Consider the following 18527-nt stretch of genomic DNA (forward strand, 5'->3'; position numbering starts at 1 on the left):
GTGACTGATCTTCACCAAACGTATTACCGCCAGGTAAAGAACCCGAATCCGGTGTTTACACCCCGTGAAGGTGCAGGAACGCTGAAGTTCTGCGAAAAACTGATGGAAAAGGCGGTGGGCTTCACTTCCCGTTTTGATTTCGCCATTCATGTGGCGCATGCCCGTTCGCGTGGTCTGCGTCGACGCATGCCACCAGTGCTGCGTCGACGGGCTATTGATGCGCTCCTGCAGGGGCTGTGTTTCCACTATGACCCGCTGGCCAACCGCGTCCAGTGCTCCATCACCACGCTGGCCATTGAGTGCGGACTGGCGACGGAGTCTGCTGCCGGAAAACTCTCCATCACCCGTGCCACCCGGGCCCTGACGTTCCTGTCAGAGCTGGGACTGATTACCTACCAGACGGAATATGACCCGCTTATCGGGTGCTACATTCCGACCGATATCACGTTCACATCTGCACTGTTTGCTGCCCTCGATGTATCAGAGGAGGCAGTGGCCGCCGCGCGCCGCAGCCGTGTGGTATGGGAAAACAAACAACGCAAAAAGCAGGGGCTGGATACCCTGGGCATGGATGAACTGATAGCGAAAGCCTGGCGTTTTGTTCGTGAGCGTTTTCGCAGTTATCAGACAGAGCTTAAGTCCCGGGGAATAAAGCGTGCCCGTGCGCGTCGTGATGCGGACAGGGAACGTCAGGATATTGTCACCCTGGTGAAACGGCAGCTGACGCGCGAAATCGCGGAAGGGCGCTTCACTGCCAATCGTGAGGCGGTAAAACGCGAAGTTGAGCGTCGTGTGAAGGAGCGCATGATTCTGTCACGTAACCGTAATTACAGCCGGCTGGCCACAGCTTCCCCCTGAAAGTGACCTCCTCTGAATAATCCGGCCTGCGCCGGAGGCTTCCGCACGTCTGAAGCCCGACAGCGCACAAAAAATCAGCACCACATACAAAAAACAACCTCATCATCCAGCTTCTGGTGCATCCGGCCCCCCCTGTTTTCGATACAAAACACGCCTCACAGACGGGGAATTTTGCTTATCCACATTTAACTGCAAGGGACTTCCCCATAAGGTTACAACCGTTCATGTCATAAAGCGCCAGCCGCCAGTCTTACAGGGTGCAATGTATCTTTTAAACACCTGTTTATATCTCCTTTAAACTACTTAATTACATTCATTTAAAAAGAAAACCTATTCACTGCCTGTCCTGTGGACAGACAGATATGCACCTCCCACCGCAAGCGGCGGGCCCCGACCGGAGCCACTTTAGTTACAACACACAAAAACAACCTCCAGAAAAACCCCGGTCCAGCGCAGAACCGAAACCACAAAGCCCCTCCCTCATAACTGAAAAGCGGCCCCGCCCCGGCCCAAAGGGCCGGAACAGAGTCGCTTTTAATTATGAATGTTGTAACTACATCTTCATCGCTGTCAGTCTTCTCGCTGGAAGTTCTCAGTACACGCTCGTAAGCGGCCCTCACGGCCCGCTAACGCGGAGATACGCCCCGACTTCGGGTAAACCCTCGTCGGGACCACTCCGACCGCGCACAGAAGCTCTCTCATGGCTGAAAGCGGGTATGGTCTGGCAGGGCTGGGGATGGGTAAGGTGAAATCTATCAATCAGTACCGGCTTACGCCGGGCTTCGGCGGTTTTACTCCTGTATCATATGAAACAACAGAGTGCCGCCTTCCATGCCGCTGATGCGGCATATCCTGGTAACGATATCTGAATTGTTATACATGTGTATATACGTGGTAATGACAAAAATAGGACAAGTTAAAAATTTACAGGCGATGCAATGATTCAAACACGTAATCAATATCTGCAGTTTATGCTGGTTATGCTGGCTGCATGGGGCATTAGTTGGGGAGCCAGATTTGTCATGGAGCAGGCCGTTCTGCTTTATGGATCAGGAAAAAACTATTTGTTCTTCAGTCATGGTACTGTTCTGATGTACCTGCTGTGTGTTTTCCTGGTATACCGCCGTTGGATAGCTCCGCTACCGGTCGTTGGTCAGCTGCGCAACGTTGGCGTACCGTGGCTGGTCGGTGCGATGGCCGTGGTGTATGTCGGTGTATTTCTGCTCGGTAAGGCGCTGGCTCTGCCTGCTGAGCCATTTATGACGAAACTTTTTGCCGATAAGTCCATACCTGACGTGATCCTGACGTTGCTGACCATCTTTATCCTTGCCCCGTTGAATGAGGAAACGCTGTTCCGGGGGATTATGCTGAACGTCTTCCGTTCACGGTACTGCTGGACGATGTGGCTGGGGGCGCTGATAACGTCGTTGTTGTTCGTCGCCGCGCACAGCCAGTATCAGAACCTGCTGACACTGGCAGAACTGTTCCTGGTGGGGTTGATTACATCAGTGGCCAGGATCAGAAGTGGTGGCCTGCTGCTGCCGGTATTGCTGCATATGGAAGCAACCACGCTGGGTTTACTGTTTGGTTGAAAGTTATATTTTTATTAAACATTGTGCGTTAAAGCCTGGTGTGTTCTTTTAGTGGATGTTATATTTAAATATAACTTTTATGGAGGTGAAGAATGCATACCACCCGACTGAAGAGGGTTGGCGGCTCAGTTATGCTGACCGTCCCACCGGCACTGCTGAATGCGCTGTCTCTGGGCACAGATAATGAAGTTGGCATGGTCATTGATAATGGCCGGCTGATTGTTGAGCCGTACAGACGCCCGCAATATTCACTGGCTGAGCTACTGGCACAGTGTGATCCGAATGCTGAAATATCAGCTGAAGAACGAGAATGGCTGGATGCACCGGCGACTGGTCAGGAGGAAATCTGACATGGAAAGAGGGGAAATCTGGCTTGTCTCGCTTGATCCTACCGCAGGTCATGAGCAGCAGGGAACGCGGCCGGTGCTGATTGTCACACCGGCGGCCTTTAATCGCGTGACCCGCCTGCCTGTTGTTGTGCCCGTAACCAGCGGAGGCAATTTTGCCCGCACTGCCGGCTTTGCGGTGTCGTTGGATGGTGTTGGCATACGTACCACAGGTGTTGTACGTTGCGATCAACCCCGGACAATTGATATGAAAGCACGGGGCGGAAAACGACTCGAACGGGTTCCGGAGACTATCATGAACGAAGTTCTTGGCCGCCTGTCCACTATTCTGACTTGAACATGGGGTTTGAGGGGCAACTGGATGGGCACTGTTGCAAATAGTCGGTGGTGATAAACTTATCATCCCCTTTTGCTGATGGAGCTGCACATGAACCCATTCAAAGGCCGGCATTTTCAGCGTGACATCATTCTGTGGGCCGTACGCTGGTACTGCAAATACGGCATCAGTTACCGTGAGCTGCAGGAGATGCTGGCTGAACGCGGAGTGAATGTCGATCACTCCACGATTTACCGCTGGGTTCAGCGTTATGCGCCTGAAATGGAAAAACGGCTGCGCTGGTACTGGCGTAACCCTTCCGATCTTTGCCCGTGGCACATGGATGAAACCTACGTGAAGGTCAATGGCCGCTGGGCGTATCTGTACCGGGCCGTCGACAGCCGGGGCCGCACTGTCGATTTTTATCTCTCCTCCCGTCGTAACAGCAAAGCTGCATACCGGTTTCTGGGTAAAATCCTCAACAACGTGAAGAAGTGGCAGATCCCACGATTCATCAACACGGATAAAGCGCCCGCCTATGGTCGCGCGCTTGCTCTGCTCAAACGCGAAGGCCGGTGCCCGTCTGACGTTGAACACCGACAGATTAAGTACCGGAACAACGTGATTGAATGCGATCATGGCAAACTGAAACGGATAATCAACGCCACGCTGGGATTTAAATCCATGAAGACGGCTTACGCCACCATCAAAGGTATTGAGGTGATGCGTGCACTACGCAAAGGCCAGGCCTCAGCATTTTATTATGGTGATCCCCTGGGCGAAATGCGCCTGGTAAGCAGAGTTTTTGAAATGTAAGGCCTTTGAATAAGACAAAAGGCTGCCTCATCGCTAACTTTGCAACAGTGCCCTATTTTCTGCGCCATACCGAGATAGTCAGCCGGGAAGATGTTCTGAAAAAAGTCTGGGATGACAATGGATTAACCTCATCCAACAGCAATCTGAACCAATATCTCAGCATGCTGCGGAAAACCTTCCGTCATTACGGCGTCGATAACATCATCGTCACCGTCTCGCGCGGCTATTTGCAGTTGAATCCCGAGGTCATTATCGAAGCGCTGAACGACGCGCCACCGGTTTCACCACAACAGACACCGGCCGAACCGCCGCCCGTTGCGACAACGCCAGACGCACCGCGCTCCGCACATGCCCGCGGGATGTGCTGGTACATGGCCGGCGCCTGCTTGCTCACCATTGCGCTGCTTCTGGTTGCCTTCAGTCTGGTCGGCGTCAGCGAATCTCAGCCTATCGCGCTGACCCGCCTCAGCCATAGCCAGTGCGAACTGCTGGCCAGCGATGAAATGCGACGTTCGGTCAGCGAAGAGTCCTACGGCAAGAACTTCGATGAAGTGCGCCAGCGGCTGAATATTGCCTGTAAACCCGGTGAACGTTTTCTCTTCTTCTACGGCGACCGACTGGAAACCAACGGGCTGGGGCGCGTGTTCCTTGCCCACTGCGCCATGCACGAAGACAACCCGTTCAGCTATTGCGATAACTACTTTTACTATTCCTGGAAGCCGTAATGAGACTCGCGCCGCGTCCGTTCTTTGCCCTCTGCGTTCTGGTATTTATTGCCGCCGCCGCGTTTAGCGCCTGGCGGCTGCTCCCTGACGACAACGCGGGTGTCATGAGCTGTTCCACTAAGGGCATCATGCGCTTTGAAAACATGGAAAAAGAGAACGTTAACGGCAATATTCACTTCAATTTCGGCGCGCAGGGTAAAGGCTCGATGGTGGTCGAAGGTTACACCGACTCTGCCGCCGGCTGGCTCTACCTGCAACGCTACGTGAAGTTTACCTACAGCAGCAAACGCATCTCCGCCACCGAGCGTCATTACCGCATCAATCAGTGGGAATCGAGCGCCTCCTCGATTGATGAATCGCCGGACGTGATTTTCGACTACTTTATGCGCGAGATGTCCGACAGCCACGACGGGCTGTTTCTCAACGCCCAGAAGCTCAACGAAAAGGCTATCCTGCTCAGCTCTATCAATTCACCGCTGTGGATCTGCACGTTGAAATCCGGCAGTAAGCTGAACTAACCCGTCAGTCAAAAAAGACCATCCCCTTGTACGGGCGTTCCCGACAGGCGGCCATCCGCTGTGCCAAATGACCCACATGCAGTTCCAGCTTATGGCCGTCAGGGTCGAGAAAATAGTACGACGCCCCTTCGCTGCGGTTGTCTTTCCATACTTCGGCCCCCGCGTGCGCCAGCTGGGCGACCACCTCGGCAAAGTGCTCTTCCGCCACGCTGAAAGCATAATGGGTATAGTCGCTTTCCTGAGCGGGCGTTTTACGCCGCTGCGCATCCAGCGACAAGCATAGCCACAACGCCCCGCAGGAAAGATATGCTCCGCTATCCCAACGGGCGTGCAGACGCATTCCAGGTAACCGCTGATAAAACGCCAGGCTTGACGCCAGATCGCTGACCGCCAGCGTCAGATGATTCAATCCCTGCAGCATGACTTTTCCTCCCGTTATCAAACCCTGTTGTAAACTGTGATCGGCCACGCATCCCCTCATGGCCTCACCTCATCACCGGCTAAAAAGCGCATTTTTTGCGTTTAGGCTACCGTCGGAAACCTGCGCCTCGCCACACTAATCCCCGCGCTATGTTACCCCTTTTTTGAAATCATTTAGCAATCTAATAACATTTCATGCGCCCGATAAAATCGGGCTAAAAACCGCCTTATTGAAGGCAAAATCAATATGGGCTTTACAGCATAAAGACATAAATACGTTATCTAAAAAGACTAAATCACAGAGTTATATCCTAAATAATTACGGCACTGTTGCAAATAGTCGGTGGTGATAAACTTATCATCCCCTTTTGCTGATGGAGCTGCACATGAACCCATTCAAAGGCCGGCATTTTCAGCGTGACATCATTCTGTGGGCCGTACGCTGGTACTGCAAATACGGCATCAGTTACCGTGAGCTGCAGGAGATGCTGGCTGAACGCGGAGTGAATGTCGATCACTCCACGATTTACCGCTGGGTTCAGCGTTATGCGCCTGAAATGGAAAAACGGCTGCGCTGGTACTGGCGTAACCCTTCCGATCTTTGCCCGTGGCACATGGATGAAACCTACGTGAAGGTCAATGGCCGCTGGGCGTATCTGTACCGGGCCGTCGACAGCCGGGGCCGCACTGTCGATTTTTATCTCTCCTCCCGTCGTAACAGCAAAGCTGCATACCGGTTTCTGGGTAAAATCCTCAACAACGTGAAGAAGTGGCAGATCCCACGATTCATCAACACGGATAAAGCGCCCGCCTATGGTCGCGCGCTTGCTCTGCTCAAACGCGAAGGCCGGTGCCCGTCTGACGTTGAACACCGACAGATTAAGTACCGGAACAACGTGATTGAATGCGATCATGGCAAACTGAAACGGATAATCAACGCCACGCTGGGATTTAAATCCATGAAGACGGCTTACGCCACCATCAAAGGTATTGAGGTGATGCGTGCACTACGCAAAGGCCAGGCCTCAGCATTTTATTATGGTGATCCCCTGGGCGAAATGCGCCTGGTAAGCAGAGTTTTTGAAATGTAAGGCCTTTGAATAAGACAAAAGGCTGCCTCATCGCTAACTTTGCAACAGTGCCTTCTACGGCACGTTTGAAGGCGCGCTGAAAGGTCTGGTCATACATGTGATGGCGACGCACGACACCGCTCCGTGGATCGGTCGAATGCGTGTGCTGCGCAAAAACCCAGAACCACGGCCAGGAATGCCCGGCGCGCGGATACTTCCGCTCAAGGGCGTCGGGAAGCGCAACGCCGCTGCGGCCCTCGGCCTGGTCCTTCAGCCACCATGCCCGTGCACGCGACAGCTGCTCGCGCAGGCTGGGTGCCAAGCTCTCGGGTAACATCAAGGCCCGATCCTTGGAGCCCTTGCCCTCCCGCACGATGATCGTGCCGTGATCGAAATCCAGATCCTTGACCCGCAGTTGCAAACCCTCACTGATCCGCATGCCCGTTCCATACAGAAGCTGGGCGAACAAACGATGCTCGCCTTCCAGAAAACCGAGGATGCGAACCACTTCATCCGGGGTCAGCACCACCGGCAAGCGCCGCGACGGCCGAGGTCTTCCGATCTCCTGAAGCCAGGGCAGATCCGTGCACAGCACCTTGCCGTAGAAGAACAGCAAGGCCGCCAATGCCTGACGATGCGTGGAGACCGAAACCTTGCGCTCGTTCGCCAGCCAGGACAGAAATGCCTCGACTTCGCTGCTGCCCAAGGTTGCCGGGTGACGCACACCGTGGAAACGGATGAAGGCACGAACCCAGTGGACATAAGCCTGTTCGGTTCGTAAGCTGTAATGCAAGTAGCGTATGCGCTCACGCAACTGGTCCAGAACCTTGACCGAACGCAGCGGTGGTAACGGCGCAGTGGCGGTTTTCATGGCTTGTTATGACTGTTTTTTTGGGGTACAGTCTATGCCTCGGGCATCCAAGCAGCAAGCGCGTTACGCCGTGGGTCGATGTTTGATGTTATGGAGCAGCAACGATGTTACGCAGCAGGGCAGTCGCCCTAAAACAAAGTTAGACATCATGAGGGTAGCGGTGACCATCGAAATTTCGAACCAACTATCAGAGGTGCTAAGCGTCATTGAGCGCCATCTGGAATCAACGTTGCTGGCCGTGCATTTGTACGGCTCCGCAGTGGATGGCGGCCTGAAGCCATACAGCGATATTGATTTGCTGGTTACGGTGACCGTAAGGCTTGATGAAACAACGCGGCGAGCTTTGATCAACGACCTTTTGGAAACTTCGGCTTCCCCTGGAGAGAGCGAGATTCTCCGCGCTGTAGAAGTCACCATTGTTGTGCACGACGACATCATTCCGTGGCGTTATCCAGCTAAGCGCGAACTGCAATTTGGAGAATGGCAGCGCAATGACATTCTTGCGGGTATCTTCGAGCCAGCCATGATCGACATTGATCTAGCTATCCTGCTTACAAAAGCAAGAGAACATAGCGTTGCCTTGGTAGGTCCGGCAGCGGAGGAATTCTTTGACCCGGTTCCTGAACAGGATCTATTCGAGGCGCTGAGGGAAACCTTGAAGCTATGGAACTCGCAGCCCGACTGGGCCGGCGATGAGCGAAATGTAGTGCTTACGTTGTCCCGCATTTGGTACAGCGCAATAACCGGCAAAATCGCGCCGAAGGATGTCGCTGCCGACTGGGCAATAAAACGCCTACCTGCCCAGTATCAGCCCGTCTTACTTGAAGCTAAGCAAGCTTATCTGGGACAAAAAGAAGATCACTTGGCCTCACGCGCAGATCACTTGGAAGAATTTATTCGCTTTGTGAAAGGCGAGATCATCAAGTCAGTTGGTAAATGATGTCTAACAATTCGTTCAAGCCGACCGCGCTACGCGCGGCGGCTTAACTCCGGCGTTGTGCTGACGAAAAAAAACAAAAATCTGCGTATACCTTTCCTCATAATCTGTGGCTTCAATAAAAGGATATTTCTATGCTTCAACTGAAAATGATCGAACTCTTCAAGGAAGGTTGTCATGAGGATGCACGAATAATCGCGGCATTGATGTTCGGCTCATTTGCTATCGGAGAGGGTGACGAGTTCTCTGATATCGAATTCGCAGTGTTCATCCAGGATGACCATTTTGAAAATTTCGATCAGCGCTCGTGGCTTAATGCCGTAAGTCCGGTTGCTGCTTACTTTCCGGACGACTTCGGCCACCACACCGCACTTTTTGAAAACGGCATTCGCGGTGAATTCCATTTCATGCGAAAATCGGACATACCGGTCATTTCCACTTGGCAAGGCTATGGGTGGTTTCCCTCGCTTGAGGCGGCTGTTTTGTTGGACCGATCAGGAGAGTTGTCAAGGTACGCAAGCGCTCTCGTGGGCGGTCCCCCGATACGTGAAGGCGCGCCGCTGGTGGAAGGGCTTGTGTTGAACCTCATCAGCCTGATGCTCTTTGGGGCCAATCTTTTAAATCGGGGAGAGTACGCTCGCGCCTGGGCTTTGCTCAGCAAAGCACATGAAAACCTACTCAAGCTGGTTCGACTCCACGAAGGGGCAACAGACCACTGGCCGACACCTTCACGCGCGCTCGAAAAGGATATCTCGGAGGACTCGTATAATCGCTATCTGGCATGCACAAGCAGTGCAGAACCAAGAGCACTATGTGCAGCCTATCATCAAACGTGGACGTGGAGTCTCGAATTGTTCAAGAGCGTGACAGAACCTCTGAATATCGAGCTTCCGAGAACTGTAATTGCGCAGGCAAAAAGGTTGCTCAATGAGTCTGCGACGCCGCACAACAAGTAAATCCAGCGGACGCATAAAAACGCGCCGCTGATTTTGACGTTAGATGCACTAAGCACATAATTGCTCACAGCCAAACTATCAGGTCAAGTGGCACTGTTGCAAATAGTCGGTGGTGATAAACTTATCATCCCCTTTTGCTGATGGAGCTGCACATGAACCCATTCAAAGGCCGGCATTTTCAGCGTGACATCATTCTGTGGGCCGTACGCTGGTACTGCAAATACGGCATCAGTTACCGTGAGCTGCAGGAGATGCTGGCTGAACGCGGAGTGAATGTCGATCACTCCACGATTTACCGCTGGGTTCAGCGTTATGCGCCTGAAATGGAAAAACGGCTGCGCTGGTACTGGCGTAACCCTTCCGATCTTTGCCCGTGGCACATGGATGAAACCTACGTGAAGGTCAATGGCCGCTGGGCGTATCTGTACCGGGCCGTCGACAGCCGGGGCCGCACTGTCGATTTTTATCTCTCCTCCCGTCGTAACAGCAAAGCTGCATACCGGTTTCTGGGTAAAATCCTCAACAACGTGAAGAAGTGGCAGATCCCACGATTCATCAACACGGATAAAGCGCCCGCCTATGGTCGCGCGCTTGCTCTGCTCAAACGCGAAGGCCGGTGCCCGTCTGACGTTGAACACCGACAGATTAAGTACCGGAACAACGTGATTGAATGCGATCATGGCAAACTGAAACGGATAATCAACGCCACGCTGGGATTTAAATCCATGAAGACGGCTTACGCCACCATCAAAGGTATTGAGGTGATGCGTGCACTACGCAAAGGCCAGGCCTCAGCATTTTATTATGGTGATCCCCTGGGCGAAATGCGCCTGGTAAGCAGAGTTTTTGAAATGTAAGGCCTTTGAATAAGACAAAAGGCTGCCTCATCGCTAACTTTGCAACAGTGCCTTACCGGTTCTATTTGTCTTTTAGTGATTCTATAAACCTCATTACGTCTGAATATAAAAATCTATTATTTGATTTATGTGGCTCATGAGGTTGTGGGATTGTCTTGTTTTTGAATGTGCCAGTTTTCTTAATGGCAAAGATTAACTCACCTTCTGTTATTCCTAACATTTCAGCAAATGTTTTTGCTTCTATAGTTACTGACTTCATTTAATTAACTCTCATGGTATCGATTTTCTTTACCGGCATCTTTAACAATGGTGCTCGTTTCTAGCGTTGCTGCGGTACGCTTCATCATCGTCTGCGGGGCGGTTGCGATAGTGAAGGAGCTACCGGGCGTGAGCAAATCTATCAGGCGCTGGCCGCTGATAATCTCCATCCGTTCACTGGCAATACTGACAGATTTTGAACCTGCGCCGGTTTTCCCGGTATGGCAAAACAGACCGCGACAGTTATGACGTTTAAGCAACTTCTCGAACTCCTGTACGTGCTGTAAAGCAATATGGCCGCGATAGCGTTTAGCCTGAATAAGATAGCGATATTTTCCTATTATTACCTGGCCGTCAATGCCTCCATCGCCGGTATAGCGTTTGTTTCTGATGGTTCTGAAGCCATGCGCTTCAAATCCTTCCAGCAACAGTTCTTCAAACACAAAAGGATCAATTTTTCTCAGGTAGTTAATTTTTTGTGGGAAGCCCGGCAACGTCTTTATGCGCTCCAGCACCCGCCGCGCACTTTGCTGCTTCCTTTTGTGTCGCCTGTGCCGTACTGAACGCCGGAAGAATACAACGGCAAGCAGTACGATGGCGCTGCAAGCCCATAGAATAAGGTTTTCTGTAGTGGGGAAGGGGATCATGGTTATAGTGGGCTTTCTGAGGGTAAAGAAAAGGGCGGTTAAACCGCCCTGATGTTTAGCGACGGCTGTATACCTGCCACGAAGCGCTGCCTGACTGATTCTGGCAAATCCGCCCGTAAAGTACGGTGCCGGTCGAGTAGCGGGCGCCATTCAGATAGCAATAGCCGCTGGATTGCAGCAGTTCGTTGCGCAGCTTTTCTTCCTGCTTTGATAGCCGGGACTCCGCAGACTGCAAACGAACGGATAATTCGTTAATCTGGCGTTGCTGGTTATTCAGCTGGCTCTGCATCGCATTACCTTTATCCTGGCTGACGCAACCAGTTAAGAGAGCTGTACAGGCTAATGCACTTAATATTATTTTTTTCACGTTGGCTCCTTAAATTGAGATTATTCCTGGTTCGCCTATAAGCGAACTTTCCCGTATTTACTTATGATCTGGCTTATCATCGACTGGTTACTTCCACCTTCGCCATTATCCGGGCATTCATTAAGAAAAGCCTTCCTAGCATCCTTCGTGTGGTTGGGTAAAAAGCCGTGCTTGTTCTTTTTAACGATATTGAAGAAAGCAGCTTCAGCACTGTTACACTCGCTTCCGCCGCTATCGCCGGTGAGCTTGCCCGCCATGCACATAATAACTTTGCAGGGATCTTCAGCATGGCTGGCAGGAAGATAAAGCAGACTACCAGCTGCTATCAGAGGTATTAAGAGTTTCTTCATTTTTTGTCCTTAACAGTTTGTTCAGATATACACTCGCCAGAATGTTGATAAAGGTAAGGGCACTGTTGCAAATAGTCGGTGGTGATAAACTTATCATCCCCTTTTGCTGATGGAGCTGCACATGAACCCATTCAAAGGCCGGCATTTTCAGCGTGACATCATTCTGTGGGCCGTACGCTGGTACTGCAAATACGGCATCAGTTACCGTGAGCTGCAGGAGATGCTGGCTGAACGCGGAGTGAATGTCGATCACTCCACGATTTACCGCTGGGTTCAGCGTTATGCGCCTGAAATGGAAAAACGGCTGCGCTGGTACTGGCGTAACCCTTCCGATCTTTGCCCGTGGCACATGGATGAAACCTACGTGAAGGTCAATGGCCGCTGGGCGTATCTGTACCGGGCCGTCGACAGCCGGGGCCGCACTGTCGATTTTTATCTCTCCTCCCGTCGTAACAGCAAAGCTGCATACCGGTTTCTGGGTAAAATCCTCAACAACGTGAAGAAGTGGCAGATCCCACGATTCATCAACACGGATAAAGCGCCCGCCTATGGTCGCGCGCTTGCTCTGCTCAAACGCGAAGGCCGGTGCCCGTCTGACGTTGAACACCGACAGATTAAGTACCGGAACAACGTGATTGAATGCGATCATGGCAAACTGAAACGGATAATCAACGCCACGCTGGGATTTAAATCCATGAAGACGGCTTACGCCACCATCAAAGGTATTGAGGTGATGCGTGCACTACGCAAAGGCCAGGCCTCAGCATTTTATTATGGTGATCCCCTGGGCGAAATGCGCCTGGTAAGCAGAGTTTTTGAAATGTAAGGCCTTTGAATAAGACAAAAGGCTGCCTCATCGCTAACTTTGCAACAGTGCCCCATGGCACTTTAAAGCCAGCATCACTGACAATGAGCGGTGTGGTGTTACTCGGTAGAATGCTCGCAAGGTCGGCTAGAAATTGGTCATGAGCTTTCTTTGAACATTGCTCTGAAAGCGGGAACGCTTTCTCATAAAGAGTAACAGAACGACCGTGTAGTGCGACTGAAGCTCGCAATACCATAAGTCGTTTTTGCTCACGAATATCAGACCAGTCAACAAGTACAATGGGCATCGTATTGCCCGAACAGATAAAGCTAGCATGCCAACGGTATACAGCGAGTCGCTCTTTGTGGAGGTGACGATTACCTAACAATCGGTCGATTCGTTTGATGTTATGTTTTGTTCTCGCTTTGGTTGGCAGGTTACGGCCAAGTTCGGTAAGAGTGAGAGTTTTACAGTCAAGTAATGCGTGGCAAGCCAACGTTAAGCTGTTGAGTCGTTTTAAGTGTAATTCGGGGCAGAATTGGTAAAGAGAGTCGTGTAAAATATCGAGTTCGCACATCTTGTTGTCTGATTATTGATTTTTCGCGAAACCATTTGATCATATGACAAGATGTGTATCCACCTTAACTTAATGATTTTTACCAAAATCATTAGGGGATTCATCAGCGTATAGTGTTTTGCAGTTTAGAGGAGATATCGCGATGCATACGCGGAAGGCAATAACGGAGGCGCTTCAAAAACTCGGAGTCCAAACCGGTGACCTCTTGATGGTGCATGCCTCACTTAAAGCGATTGGTCCGGTCGAAGGAGGAGCGGAGACGGTCGTTGCCGCGTTACGCTCCGCGGTTGGGCCGACTGGCACTGTGATGGGATACGCGTCGTGGGACCGATCACCCTACGAGGAGACTCTGAATGGCGCTCGGCTGGATGACGAAGCCCGCCGTACCTGGCTGCCGTTCGATCCCGCAACAGCCGGGACTTACCGTGGGTTCGGCCTGCTGAATCAATTTCTGGTTCAAGCCCCCGGCGCGCGGCGCAGCGCGCACCCCGATGCATCGATGGTCGCGGTTGGTCCGCTGGCTGAAACGCTGACGGAGCCTCACGAACTCGGTCACGCCTTGGGGGAAGGATCGCCCGTCGAGCGGTTCGTTCGCCTTGGCGGGAAGGCCCTGCTGTTGGGTGCGCCGCTAAACTCCGTTACCGCATTGCACTACGCCGAGGCGGTTGCCGATATCCCCAACAAACGGTGGGTGACGTATGAGATGCCGATGCTTGGAAGAGACGGTGAAGTCGCCTGGAAAACGGCATCGGATTACGATTCAAACGGCATTCTCGATTGCTTTGCTATCGAAGGAAAGCCGGATGCGGTTGAAACTATAGCAAATGCTTACGTGAAGCTCGGTCGCCATCGAGAAGGTGTCGTGGGCTTTGCTCAGTGCTACCTGTTCGACGCGCAGGACATCGTGACGTTCGGCGTCACCTATCTTGAGAAGCATTTCGGAACCACTCCGATCGTGCCTCCGCACGAGGCCGTCGAGCGCTCTTGCGAGCCTTCAGGTTAGAGGCCGTCGACAATGATAATCTGGATCAACGGACCTTTCGGCGCCGGAAAGACGACGCTCGCTAAGCGGCTGCGCGATCGGCGTTCCAAATCGCTGATCTTTGACCCCGAGGAAATCGGGTTCGTGGTGAAAGAAACGGTCCCCATGCCAGCGAGCGGAGACTATCAGGATCTCCCCTTGTGGAGGGGACTTACGATCGCGGCGGTCAGGGAGATTCGAAGGAATTACTCGCAGGACATCATCATCCCAATGACGCTCGTGCACCCGGACTATCTGACTGAGATACTCGACGGGGTAAGGCGGATCGACGATCAGCTGCTGCACATCTTTCTGACGCTCAACGAGGACCTATTGCGTCACCGGATCGCGAACCAGACCATGCATCCTGACCCGAATCGAAATGCGGAGATTCGAGAGTGGCGATTAGCGAATGTCGCCCGATGCTTGGCCGCAAGGGAACGGCTTCCATGCACAACCCGTGTTCTCGATAGTGGTGCACACACCAGCGATGAACTCGCAGCGATGGTGCTCGACGGAATCGATGGGCGCACCTGATCGCCTTCGACGCCTGCGCAAAGCGTAGCGCGAGGGTGGCGGGCTCACGACCAAACGCCCAGAGGTCGATCATCGCAGGGATGTTTGGCTTTGTGGTGCGGACGACGGGACTCGAACCCGTACTCTCACAGAGAAGCAGATTTTCGTACCACCTCGACTTTCGCCGCCGTCTGATGACGTTCGTGGTCTGGACTGTCCCTTCGCCATTGCCCGAAGGCTTTAGGCGCCGCCCGTCCAGTCTCTACACCTTCCCCCGAAGGGGCTTGGCTCGGGATTGGCTTAGGGTATTGCCCGTTAGCGTTCCCCGACTTTGAGCGGTTCTACTCCGCGGATTTCCCCGCGGGCACTCCAATTTTAAAGTCTGCTGCGTCTACCGATTTCGCCACGTCCGCCTTTTTTCGCCGTTCCTAGCGCTCGTGCGATGCACCTATGTTGCACCTAGCGCCGAATCGTTCTTCGTCATCCTGAAAAACCACGTCTCCTAAAGCCTTGCATAGCTTATCTTTTCTCCACCACGAACTTTTTTGTGGGATGGTAGAAAAAAAGACTTTTTAAGTCCGCTGGCTTGCCAGGCCTTGTTAGCTTGTACGGTCATGGTTATCGGGTAAAGAATATTGACGGCATCGCTGGTGTCGGTGGCTGAAAAGCCGGCTCCCATCAGGGCAATAGCCATTTCAGATGCAGGCGTACAGGGCAATGGTCAACAGCTACAGCCTGTCTGACGATTCCGGCGTCATGGCTGCGGCGGCTATCACGCATTTTTTGTTCGGTCAGGCGGTGTTTTCGTACCTCAATGGTTGGAGCGTGTTGATCGGACCTGGTACAGGTTTGGACAGCACGGGCTGCAAATACGCAAGGGATTTAATGGGCCTGGTGGCGTTCACGGCTTTTATCGTGACGTTTCTGTTCAGGGGCTACTCATAATCTCGTGGCTCGGCGGTTCCCGGCACACCATGACAGTAAGGAAGGACCCTGTGTCTCAACTCTCCCAGCTTCGAAGCCCCGCCGCCGTGCAGGCTGCCATCGATGAGTTCGTGCAACTGGGCCGCACGAAATTCCTGGCGCGCCACGGCTACGGCAAGTCCCGCGACTTCCTGGTACGTGATCCGAAGACCGGCACCGATTGCGATTCCAAGGCCATCGCCGGTGTGGCCTTCGGCAAGCAATTTCCCGAGCAGGGCCCGCTCACTGCTGACAGCTTCTCCGGTGGCGAGGCGACCGTCGTTCCGGCGCTGACGCGGCTCGGGTTTCGCATCATTCGCATCGGCGAAGACTGGTCCGAAGAAGAGGTCCTGGCCACGGTCGAAGACTATTTCGACATGCTGCGTGCCGAGGCGGCTGGGGAGCCGTACAACAAGTCCGAGCACAACCAGGCACTGCGCCAACTGCTGAACGGTCGCAGCAAGTCTTCAGTCGAGCTCAAGCACCAGAACATTAGCGCCGTACTCGATGCCCTGGGCCTGCCCTATATCAACGGCTACAAGCCACGCGGCAACAGCCAACTGCTGCTGCGTAAATCCGTACACGCCTACGTTCTGGAACATCAGCAGACGGTCGGCGCTCTTGTCGATGCCCTGGAGGAGGTAAAACTTCCGGGTGACAAAACCTACCGAGCGGCTTTGGTAGAACCACCCGCCCGTGAAGTGCTTGTGCGTACCCCGGCATCTCTACGGCAACGCCTACCGCGAAAGTTCGATTATGCCGCTCGCGATGAAGCCAACCGCAAGCTGGGCCGGGCAGGGGAGCAGTGGGTGATTGGCTACGAACAGCAACGCCTGACCGAGCTCGGCCACCCAGAGCTTTTTCAGCGGCTGGATTGGGTGTCCGACACCCAGGGAGACGGTGCGGGGTTCGACATCCTGTCGTTCGAAGAGGACGCCCATGAGCGCTTCATCGAGGTGAAAACCACCAATGGCGGGGTAGGCTCGTCTTTCTTGGTCAGCCACAACGAACTCGAATTCTCCAAGGAGGCGGGCGATCAATTCCATCTGTATCGCGTGTTCCAGTTTCGGGACGGTCCGCGCCTGTTCACGCTACCCGGCGACCTCAGCCAACATGTGCATCTCAAGCCGACGGGCACTGTTGCAAATAGTCGGTGGTGATAAACTTATCATCCCCTTTTGCTGATGGAGCTGCACATGAACCCATTCAAAGGCCGGCATTTTCAGCGTGACATCATTCTGTGGGCCGTACGCTGGTACTGCAAATACGGCATCAGTTACCGTGAGCTGCAGGAGATGCTGGCTGAACGCGGAGTGAATGTCGATCACTCCACGATTTACCGCTGGGTTCAGCGTTATGCGCCTGAAATGGAAAAACGGCTGCGCTGGTACTGGCGTAACCCTTCCGATCTTTGCCCGTGGCACATGGATGAAACCTACGTGAAGGTCAATGGCCGCTGGGCGTATCTGTACCGGGCCGTCGACAGCCGGGGCCGCACTGTCGATTTTTATCTCTCCTCCCGTCGTAACAGCAAAGCTGCATACCGGTTTCTGGGTAAAATCCTCAACAACGTGAAGAAGTGGCAGATCCCACGATTCATCAACACGGATAAAGCGCCCGCCTATGGTCGCGCGCTTGCTCTGCTCAAACGCGAAGGCCGGTGCCCGTCTGACGTTGAACACCGACAGATTAAGTACCGGAACAACGTGATTGAATGCGATCATGGCAAACTGAAACGGATAATCAACGCCACGCTGGGATTTAAATCCATGAAGACGGCTTACGCCACCATCAAAGGTATTGAGGTGATGCGTGCACTACGCAAAGGCCAGGCCTCAGCATTTTATTATGGTGATCCCCTGGGCGAAATGCGCCTGGTAAGCAGAGTTTTTGAAATGTAAGGCCTTTGAATAAGACAAAAGGCTGCCTCATCGCTAACTTTGCAACAGTGCCGTATGAATGGCTCAACCAACATCAACTGACTGTGCCATCGAGTTCTCCAACCGCCAAGGCGATCAATTACACTCTGAAGCGTTGGCCAGCTTTAAGCCGCTATCTGGATGATGGCAATCTACCGATTTGCAATAACTGGGTGGAAAACCAGATGCGCCCCTGGGCGTTGGGACGTAAGAACTGGTTATTTGCAGGTTCGCTGCGCAGCGGTCAGCGAGCAGCCAATATTATGACATTAATCCAGTCAGCAAAGCTGAATGGGCTGGATCCCTATGCCTATTTAAGTGATGTGCTGAAAAGGTTGCCGACACATAAAGTGACTCAGATTGAAGAATTGCTACCACACCGCTGGAAACCTAAATCGAATTAAAAAATAGGCATGGGGTTCAGCGGACGCTTACCAAATCAGGCCCATATGTTATACTTGAACTAACTTATGATGAATGGAGGCTTCTTAATGATTGATATCCTAACTTTGAACCGTTAGTTTAATACGTTCAAAGGCTCTGCTTATGCTCAGAGTATTAGGATAAATCTGTCTTCTTATAGGAAACCTTTATTATACGGTTATAGTAAAAAGGCGGAGAGGAATCTTCCTCTTTTTTATTTTAAAGGGAGATCTCCCATGACACTTCGTAGAAAAGGGTACATCAATGAATTTGATGGCTTATTTGTGATACCAACAATCGGATTAATCCTGTTGAAATTTTATATTTCTATATTTAGAGCATAGGCAGATTGCCTGTGCTCTTTATTTTGTTTGTTTTAAATTGGTATTGAATGATAC

21 protein-coding genes and 5 pseudogenes are annotated in these 18527 nt (G+C 52.5%); 18 read left to right on the forward strand and 8 right to left on the reverse strand.

Translation table 11 applies throughout. The features are described from left to right. Positions 1-51: 51 nt before the first annotated feature. The 7 genes and pseudogenes from repA to O4M77_RS14640 all read left to right on the forward strand — a co-directional run bounded on the left by repA (position 52) and on the right by O4M77_RS14640 (position 5172). Complete coding sequence (gene repA, locus O4M77_RS14610; RefSeq protein ID WP_072109558.1) at positions 52-858, forward strand: incFII family plasmid replication initiator RepA; 807 nt, start codon at positions 52-54, stop codon at positions 856-858. A gap of 938 nt (positions 859-1796) precedes the next feature. Then, entirely contained in the window at positions 1797-2450 is a 654-nt protein-coding gene (locus tag O4M77_RS14615; protein ID WP_000616807.1) for a CPBP family intramembrane glutamic endopeptidase, read from the forward strand. A 92-nt stretch (positions 2451-2542) separates the two neighbouring features. Then, entirely contained in the window at positions 2543-2800 is a 258-nt protein-coding gene (gene pemI, locus O4M77_RS14620; RefSeq protein ID WP_000557619.1) for a type II toxin-antitoxin system antitoxin PemI, read from the forward strand. Position 2801: 1 nt separating this feature from the next. After that, complete coding sequence (gene pemK-mt / locus O4M77_RS14625; protein ID WP_000439434.1) at positions 2802-3134, forward strand: type II toxin-antitoxin system toxin endoribonuclease PemK-mt; 333 nt, start codon at positions 2802-2804, stop codon at positions 3132-3134. A 90-nt stretch (positions 3135-3224) separates the two neighbouring features. Further along, the gene (locus tag O4M77_RS14630) at positions 3225-3929 is read left to right on the forward strand and encodes an IS6-like element IS26 family transposase (RefSeq protein WP_001067858.1); all 705 of its coding nucleotides are present in this window, start codon (positions 3225-3227) and stop codon (positions 3927-3929) included. Positions 3930-3982: 53 nt separating this feature from the next. Then, positions 3983-4654: pseudogene (locus O4M77_RS14635) on the forward strand (winged helix-turn-helix domain-containing protein); the annotation flags it as partial. Continuing rightward, the gene (locus O4M77_RS14640; RefSeq protein ID WP_034169467.1) at positions 4654-5172 is read left to right on the forward strand and encodes a FidL-like protein; all 519 of its coding nucleotides are present in this window, start codon (positions 4654-4656) and stop codon (positions 5170-5172) included. The pseudogene O4M77_RS14635 and the gene O4M77_RS14640, both read left to right, overlap by 1 nt. A 4-nt stretch (positions 5173-5176) precedes the next feature. On the opposite strand, the gene fosA is transcribed toward O4M77_RS14640, so the two are convergent. Next, positions 5177-5593: a FosA3/FosA4 family fosfomycin resistance glutathione transferase gene (gene fosA, locus O4M77_RS14645; RefSeq protein WP_323714128.1), complete on the reverse strand. Its 417-nt coding sequence runs from the start codon at positions 5591-5593 to the stop codon at positions 5177-5179. A gap of 385 nt (positions 5594-5978) precedes the next feature. Here fosA and O4M77_RS14650 point away from each other — a divergent pair, with 385 nt between their 5' ends. Continuing rightward, on the forward strand, positions 5979-6683 hold the full coding sequence (locus O4M77_RS14650; RefSeq protein WP_001067858.1) for an IS6-like element IS26 family transposase: 705 nt from the start codon (positions 5979-5981) through the stop codon (positions 6681-6683). A gap of 52 nt (positions 6684-6735) precedes the next feature. Here the strand turns inward: O4M77_RS14650 and intI1 are convergent. Further along, positions 6736-7533 (reverse strand): annotated as a pseudogene (intI1, locus tag O4M77_RS14655) (class 1 integron integrase IntI1); the annotation flags it as partial. A 148-nt stretch (positions 7534-7681) separates the two neighbouring features. Here intI1 and O4M77_RS14660 point away from each other — a divergent pair. From O4M77_RS14660 to O4M77_RS14670, 3 genes and pseudogenes are all read left to right on the forward strand, one after another. Next, positions 7682-8520: pseudogene (locus tag O4M77_RS14660) on the forward strand (AadA family aminoglycoside 3''-O-nucleotidyltransferase). An 84-nt stretch (positions 8521-8604) separates the two neighbouring features. After that, positions 8605-9426 (forward strand): lincosamide nucleotidyltransferase Lnu(F), encoded by an 822-nt coding sequence (gene lnu(F) / locus O4M77_RS14665; protein ID WP_000939727.1) that lies wholly within the window; start codon positions 8605-8607, stop codon positions 9424-9426. 152 nt (positions 9427-9578) lie between these two features. Then, positions 9579-10283, forward strand: coding sequence for an IS6-like element IS26 family transposase (locus tag O4M77_RS14670; protein WP_001067858.1), 705 nt, complete (start codon positions 9579-9581; stop codon positions 10281-10283). Positions 10284-10344: 61 nt separating this feature from the next. On the opposite strand, the gene O4M77_RS14675 is transcribed toward O4M77_RS14670, so the two are convergent. From O4M77_RS14675 to O4M77_RS14690, 4 genes are read right to left on the reverse strand one after another with little or no spacing between them, the layout of a single operon-like run. Continuing rightward, the gene (locus O4M77_RS14675) at positions 10345-10542 is read right to left on the reverse strand and encodes a hypothetical protein (RefSeq protein ID WP_000844102.1); all 198 of its coding nucleotides are present in this window, start codon (positions 10540-10542) and stop codon (positions 10345-10347) included. Between the two features lie 4 nt (positions 10543-10546). Beyond that, positions 10547-11188: a restriction endonuclease gene (locus tag O4M77_RS14680; RefSeq protein WP_001694850.1), complete on the reverse strand. Its 642-nt coding sequence runs from the start codon at positions 11186-11188 to the stop codon at positions 10547-10549. Between the two features lie 55 nt (positions 11189-11243). Continuing rightward, positions 11244-11555 carry a hypothetical protein gene (locus tag O4M77_RS14685; protein WP_001452736.1) on the reverse strand — a complete coding sequence of 104 codons (312 nt, stop codon included), beginning with the start codon at positions 11553-11555 and terminating at the stop codon, positions 11244-11246. A 35-nt stretch (positions 11556-11590) separates the two neighbouring features. Beyond that, positions 11591-11905, reverse strand: coding sequence for a TrbM/KikA/MpfK family conjugal transfer protein (locus O4M77_RS14690; RefSeq protein WP_000734776.1), 315 nt, complete (start codon positions 11903-11905; stop codon positions 11591-11593). A 121-nt stretch (positions 11906-12026) separates the two neighbouring features. On the opposite strand from O4M77_RS14690, the gene O4M77_RS14695 reads away from it, so the two are divergent. Further along, the gene (locus O4M77_RS14695) at positions 12027-12731 is read left to right on the forward strand and encodes an IS6-like element IS26 family transposase (RefSeq protein ID WP_001067858.1); all 705 of its coding nucleotides are present in this window, start codon (positions 12027-12029) and stop codon (positions 12729-12731) included. A gap of 52 nt (positions 12732-12783) precedes the next feature. Here O4M77_RS14695 and O4M77_RS14700 read toward each other — a convergent pair. Further along, positions 12784-13287: pseudogene (locus O4M77_RS14700) on the reverse strand (IS4-like element ISVsa5 family transposase); the annotation flags it as partial. A 142-nt stretch (positions 13288-13429) separates the two neighbouring features. Here O4M77_RS14700 and aac(3)-IId point away from each other — a divergent pair. Then, a complete protein-coding gene (aac(3)-IId, locus tag O4M77_RS14705) occupies positions 13430-14290 on the forward strand; it encodes an aminoglycoside N-acetyltransferase AAC(3)-IId (protein WP_000557454.1) in 861 nt (286 codons plus the stop codon). Positions 14291-14302: 12 nt separating this feature from the next. Next, positions 14303-14845, forward strand: a complete 543-nt coding sequence (locus tag O4M77_RS14710; protein ID WP_000587837.1) for an AAA family ATPase — start codon at positions 14303-14305, stop codon at positions 14843-14845. Between the two features lie 481 nt (positions 14846-15326). On the opposite strand, the gene O4M77_RS14715 is transcribed toward O4M77_RS14710, so the two are convergent. After that, positions 15327-15518 carry a hypothetical protein gene (locus tag O4M77_RS14715; protein ID WP_000951934.1) on the reverse strand — a complete coding sequence of 64 codons (192 nt, stop codon included), beginning with the start codon at positions 15516-15518 and terminating at the stop codon, positions 15327-15329. Between the two features lie 23 nt (positions 15519-15541). Here O4M77_RS14715 and O4M77_RS14720 point away from each other — a divergent pair, with 23 nt between their 5' ends. The 4 genes and pseudogenes from O4M77_RS14720 to O4M77_RS14735 all read left to right on the forward strand — a co-directional run. Continuing rightward, a complete protein-coding gene (locus O4M77_RS14720; RefSeq protein ID WP_000248278.1) occupies positions 15542-15769 on the forward strand; it encodes a hypothetical protein in 228 nt (75 codons plus the stop codon). 50 nt (positions 15770-15819) lie between these two features. Continuing rightward, positions 15820-16947 (forward strand): DUF3883 domain-containing protein, encoded by a 1128-nt coding sequence (locus O4M77_RS14725; RefSeq protein WP_014837927.1) that lies wholly within the window; start codon positions 15820-15822, stop codon positions 16945-16947. A 36-nt stretch (positions 16948-16983) separates the two neighbouring features. After that, complete coding sequence (locus O4M77_RS14730) at positions 16984-17688, forward strand: IS6-like element IS26 family transposase (protein ID WP_001067858.1); 705 nt, start codon at positions 16984-16986, stop codon at positions 17686-17688. Between the two features lie 53 nt (positions 17689-17741). Beyond that, a pseudogene (locus tag O4M77_RS14735) lies at positions 17742-18110 on the forward strand (IS66 family transposase); the annotation flags it as partial. Positions 18111-18527: the final 417 nt, after the last annotated feature.

It is taken from the genome of Acinetobacter sp. YWS30-1 (genome assembly GCF_033558715.1).
Taxonomy (GTDB): Bacteria; Pseudomonadota; Gammaproteobacteria; order Pseudomonadales; family Moraxellaceae; genus Acinetobacter.